Raw genomic sequence first — 3,745 nt, 5'->3', positions numbered from 1 at the left:
CGTCGGCCGGCATGGCGAGCGCGCCGGCGATGCCGGCGGTGGAAGCTCCGATGAGATGGCGGCGATTGAGGTCCATGACGCGTCCTCCGGCGGACGCGGGCGTCCGCGCGGATTAGGTAGCGCAGCGGGGCCGGGGTCGTGAGGTTTGTTCGCGGTAGGGTTAAATGTTTACGCAGAAGGCGGTGCCGTAGGGTGAGCAAAGCGAAGCGTGCCCCCGATTTGAAGGCAGATGGAACGAGATGGTGGGCACGGCGCAAGCGCGCCTTTGCCCACCCTACGAAACCTGCGTGTTCCGCGCCTTCCTTGCCAGCCCCACCATCTCCATCAGCATGGCTTCCCCCGCATCCACCAGCTCCTCCAGCGTGATGCGCGGCGCCCCCTTGCGGCGCACCGCGCCGCTGCGTGCGAGCAGGGGGATATGGATGAACGCCGCAAGCTGCGGACCACCCGCCCTCACGTTCTCGATCGCGCGCCAGCTCAAGTAGTTGCAGAGATAGGCGCCGGCATCGCGCGAAGGTCGTGCATCGATGCCGGTCAGGCGCGCGGCGCGCAATAGTCTTGCCGTGTGCGGGCCGAACGTCATTGCGTCCGCATGGCCGGCAATGCCGCGCTTGCTGGAGCGGGTGTTGGCGGCATCGGGCCAGAGCATGGTGACGGCGTTGCGCGCGCGGGTCTCGATCCGCAGGTAAGGCGTGCGCGCAGCGAGACCGAACATCAGAAGCGCATCCGGCCTCATTTTCGCGAGCACCTCCGGCAATTGCCGGTCGACCGCAGCGTAGGTGACCGGGAAGATGTGGCTGGAGATCGCGACATCATCGAGCGCCGGACGGCGCAGTTGCGCCAGCCGCGCGACCAGCGGCTGGGTCGGATTATAGGGCGCGCCGGGAAACGGCCCGAAGCCGGTGAGGAGAATGCGGAGTCTTTCGCTCATTGCAGCAACTCCAACATCTGCTCGGCGGCAAGGGCCGGCGTGAGATGGCCGTCGGCGACTTCCGCCTCGATCTTCCGGACTTTCGTCCGCACCGACGCCTCGCTGCGCAATCGCGCCAGCATCCGCTGCTCCAGCATCGACCACATCCACTTCACCTGCTGCTCGCGCCGACGCGCGGCGAAGTCGCCGGAGGCGTTCATCGCCTTGCGGTGATCCAAAACCTTCTGCCAGATTTTCGCGATGCCATCGCCGGTCAGCGCCGAATAGGTCTCGACCGGCGGATGCCAATGCTCGGACCGCGGGCTGAGGATGTGCAGCGCGCCGCGATAATCGGCGGCGGTGATCTTGGCGCGCTTGAGGTTGTCGCCGTCGGCCTTGTTGATCGCGATCATGTCGGCGAGCTCGACCAGGCCCTTCTTGATGCCTTGCAGTTCATCGCCGCCGCCGGGCAGCATCAGGGCCAGGAAGAAATCGGTCATGTCGCAGACCGCGGTCTCGGACTGGCCGATGCCGACGGTCTCGACTAGCACGACATCGAAGCCGGCGGCTTCGCACAAGAGCATGGCCTCGCGCGTCTTGGCCGCAACGCCGCCGAGCGTGCCCGAGGACGGTGAGGGACGGATGAACGCATCATTGGACGCGGACAGCCGCGCCATCCGCGTCTTGTCGCCCAGGATCGAGCCGCCGCTGCGCGCCGAGGACGGGTCGACCGCGAGCACGGCGACCTTGTTGCCCTGTTCGATGAGGTAAGTGCCAAGCGCATCGATGGTGGTGGATTTGCCGACGCCCGGCGATCCCGTGATACCGACGCGAAACGCCTTGCCGGTGTCGGGCAGCAGCAACTGCACCAGCTCGCGCGCCAGCGCCTGATGGTCGCCGCGCCGGCTCTCCACCAGCGTGATGGCTCGGGCGAGAGCGGCGCGACTGCCGGCGCGAAGCTCCTTGGCGAGGGTCTTGATGTCGAGCGAGGCCTTCTTCTCAGTCATGCCCTGCTTTACAACGCCGAGGCGAGGCAGGCGAGGCCCGCCCGCCCGATATCACCGGGATGCTGCCGCCGCCGTCTGCGGCTGTTTCACCTTGCGCCACACCCACACCATCACCGGCCACAGCAGGGCGCCGATCGCCATGGCGGCGAGGATGGCTGCGACCGGACGTTCGAAGAACGGCAGGATGCTTCCGTCCGACTTGATCAGCGAGGTGACAAAGGCCTGCTCAACCATGGTGCCCATGACGATGCCGAGCACCATGGCGGCGACGGGATAGCCGTTCGCCTCCATGACATAGCCGATCACGCCGAAGGCGGCGACGGTGACGACGCCGAACATGTTGTTGCCGATTGCGAACGAGCCGACCGCGCAGCACAGCATGATGATCGGCATCACGGTCGAGCGCGGCGCCAGCAGGATATAGGCCGCGACCCGGATCATGGCGATGCCGAGCGGGATCATCATGATGTTCGCGATGATGAACATCAAATAGATCGCGTACATGCTCGACGCCTTCTCGGTGAACAGCGTCGGGCCCGGATTGAGGCCCTTCATGTAGAGCACGCCGATCGCGATCGCGGCGATGGTGTCGCCGGGGATGCCGAACAGCAACGAGGGCACCCAGCCCGAGGCGATGCTGGCATTGTTGCTGGCGCCGGCCTCGACCAGGCCCTCGACATGGCCGGTGCCGAACTTTTCAGGCTCCTTGGAGAAGCGTTTCGACATCGCATAGGAGACCCAGGCGGCCATGTCGGCACCGGCACCCGGCAGCACGCCGATGATGATGCCGACGATGTTCCCGCGGGTCATCTGCCAGTGATACATCTTGGTCAGCTTCCACTGGCCGGCCATGATGCTTCCGAATTTTCGTCGCGGCAGCGGCGGCGGCTCGGGTGTCAGCATCGCGCGCATCACCTGCGCCACCGCGAACACGCCGACCAGCGCCGGGATCGGCTCGATGCCGCCAAAGAGATCGGTGAGGCCGAAGGTGAAGCGCGGGATGCCGCCGGGATTCTCGATGCCGACGCAGGAGACGAGCAAGCCGAGGAACATGCCGGCGATCGCCTTCACCGGCGAGGAGCGTGCGACCAAGGTGGCGCACATCAGGCCGAGCAGCGCCAGCCAGAAATATTCGTAGGTCGAGAACGACAGCGCGATCTCGGCAAGGGGCGGCGCCAGGATCATCAGCGACAGCACGCCGGCGATGCCGCCGACGGCGGAGAACCAGACGCCGGCCCCGAGCGCGAGCTCGGCCTGGCCCTTGCGGGTCATGGCATAGGCCTCGTCGGCATAGGCGGCGGAGGCGGGCGTGCCGGGAATGCGCAGCAATGCGCCCGGAATGTCACCGGAGAAGATCGCCATCGAGGACGCCGCGACGATGGTCGCGATGGCCGCGATCGGCGACAGATAGAAGGTGACGGGGACGAGCAGGGCGGTCGCCATCGTTGCCGACAGGCCGGGCAGCGAGCCGATCACGAGCCCGTACACGGAGGCTGCGAACATCGCGATGATGACCTCCCAGGTGGAGATCAGCGCGAATGCTTCAATCAGGGTCTTGAGCATGGGGGGATTACCAGGGCGTCGGCAGCAGGCCGGCAGGAAGCGGCACACGCAGCAGCTTGCCGAAGATGAGGTGGATGGCGAACGGCGACAGCGCGGCAAGCGGCAGCGCCAGCTTCCACTTCGCGCCGAGCGCGGTGGAGGTTACGTAGACCATGATCGCCGCAGTGATGATGAAGCCGAGCCGGTCGGCGGCGGCAACGTAGAACAGCAGCAGCGCCGGCGGCAGCAGGGCGCGCAGGCCGTAGAGCTTGCCCTGCGGCGGTGG

Annotated in this window: 4 protein-coding genes; all 4 read right to left on the bottom strand. The window is 66.6% G+C overall.

All coding sequences use genetic code 11. The annotated features are described in order from the left end of the window. Positions 1-274: 274 nt before the first annotated feature. Positions 275-931 carry a pyroglutamyl-peptidase I gene (locus MOV74_RS33620; RefSeq protein WP_246931288.1) on the bottom strand — a complete coding sequence of 219 codons (657 nt, stop codon included), beginning with the start codon at positions 929-931 and terminating at the stop codon, positions 275-277. Continuing rightward, a complete protein-coding gene (gene meaB / locus MOV74_RS33615; protein WP_246931287.1) occupies positions 928-1,917 on the bottom strand; it encodes a methylmalonyl Co-A mutase-associated GTPase MeaB in 990 nt (329 codons plus the stop codon). The genes MOV74_RS33620 and meaB overlap by 4 nt, the downstream gene beginning before the upstream one ends. Positions 1,918-1,968: 51 nt before the next feature. Further along, on the bottom strand, positions 1,969-3,480 hold the full coding sequence (locus tag MOV74_RS33610; RefSeq protein ID WP_246931286.1) for a tripartite tricarboxylate transporter permease: 1,512 nt from the start codon (positions 3,478-3,480) through the stop codon (positions 1,969-1,971). A 7-nt stretch (positions 3,481-3,487) separates the two neighbouring features. Further along, on the bottom strand, positions 3,488-3,745 hold a 258-nt coding region (locus MOV74_RS33605), incomplete at its 5' end, for a tripartite tricarboxylate transporter TctB family protein (RefSeq protein WP_246931285.1).

It is taken from the genome of Bradyrhizobium sp. SHOUNA76 (genome assembly GCF_023006445.1).
Classification (GTDB): domain Bacteria; phylum Pseudomonadota; class Alphaproteobacteria; order Rhizobiales; family Xanthobacteraceae; genus Bradyrhizobium.
Note: the sequence above shows the minus strand (reverse complement) of the source record. Positions and strands in the feature narration are given on the sequence as shown.